Below are 1,182 nucleotides of genomic sequence, written 5' to 3' on the forward strand. Positions count from 1 at the left end.
CGCCCCCCTCCCTGCGGCGGGGGAACGCGCGCCCAGGCCGGAGAGCTTGCGCAGCGACTCGTTCAGCGCCGCCGTCGCCGAGTCCCTCAGCTTGCCGGCCATGAGCGAGACCGCCGCGCCGGTGAACTCGCCGTCGATGCGGACCGTCGTCGCCCCGCCCTCGTCGGCGAGCGAGTAGCGGGTGCCGACGATCACGCCCATCGGGCCCTTGCCGCGGATGGCGAGGGTCCGGCCGTCCTCCAGCTCCTCGACCGTCCACAGCACCTCGGCCGGGAAGCCCATGAGCTTCATGTTCTCGGTGAACGTGGACCCGGCCGCCAGGGTCTCGGGGCCGCCGTTCGGGAAGCTGGTGTGGGTGGCGTTCCACTCCCCGTACGAACCGAAATCGGTGAGGCGTTCCCACACCTTCCCGGCCGGTGCCTCGATCCGTGCCTCCGCGCTGACTTCGGCCATGACGACCACCCCTTCACGCGTGCCCGCTGGGTTCTGGTGTCGCGGAACGTAGCCGTAGGGGCGTGAACATTCAATACTGATGAACCGTCAGTTCTGCGGCGGTCGGCCCCGTGCCGCCGATCCACCAGATCTCCGCCGCGTCGAAGACGTCCGAGACGCGCGGGCCGCCGTCCTCCTCGTGCCGGTGGAACGCGGCCCAGAAGAGATCGCCCGGCAGCGCCTCCCGGGGTGCGTACACCCGGTAGACGAACTGCCGGCCGTCACGCGCGGCCAGGCCCACCATCCAGAACACACAGGAAAGACGTCCGACGGCGGCACATGGTTGCGTTCCGGGCGCGAGGCAAGGCGGCGCGCGCCCCGTACGGGAATTCGTCCGGATCTCCTCCCCGAGGAGGAGGAGTCGCGCACGCGTGCACGACTCCGGTGGGACGCGGACATGGTTCTCCCGTGTGATGACCCGGGCGGGCACGGCTGGTGAGGTGGGAGGGTGCACCCTCCCGTCCCGTCACGCCCCACCCCGCCCCCGGCCCCCGCCGGGCACGCGCTGCTCCTCGCCACCGTGCTCGGGGCCGCCCGCCGCCGGGCCCTGCGCGACGGCGACCGCCAGGTGGACACCGCCCACCTGCTGCACGCCCTCGTCGAGTCCGACCCCGAGACCCGCGCCGCCTTCGACGGCGAACAGCGGGTCGCGCGGGTCCTCGGTTACCTCGTCCAGCGGTCGATCGGATA

The 1,182-nt window shown here is 72.3% G+C and carries 3 protein-coding genes; 1 reads left to right on the plus strand and 2 read right to left on the minus strand.

All coding sequences use genetic code 11. The annotated features are described in order from the left end of the window. Both ACFW1I_RS30550 and ACFW1I_RS30555 read right to left on the minus strand, forming a co-directional pair. Positions 1 to 453: SRPBCC family protein (locus tag ACFW1I_RS30550; protein ID WP_384675980.1), on the minus strand; the 453-nt coding region annotated here is incomplete at its 3' end. 70 nt (positions 454 to 523) lie between these two features. Beyond that, complete coding sequence (locus ACFW1I_RS30555) at positions 524 to 745, minus strand: hypothetical protein (RefSeq protein ID WP_384675982.1); 222 nt, start codon at positions 743 to 745, stop codon at positions 524 to 526. A 195-nt stretch (positions 746 to 940) separates the two neighbouring features. Here ACFW1I_RS30555 and ACFW1I_RS30560 point away from each other — a divergent pair. After that, positions 941 to 1,182, plus strand: a 242-nt coding sequence (locus ACFW1I_RS30560; protein ID WP_384675984.1) for a Clp protease N-terminal domain-containing protein, incomplete at its 3' end; no start/stop codon positions are given.

The organism is Streptomyces sp. NPDC058955 (assembly GCF_042741435.1).
Classification (GTDB): Bacteria; Actinomycetota; Actinomycetes; order Streptomycetales; family Streptomycetaceae; genus Streptomyces.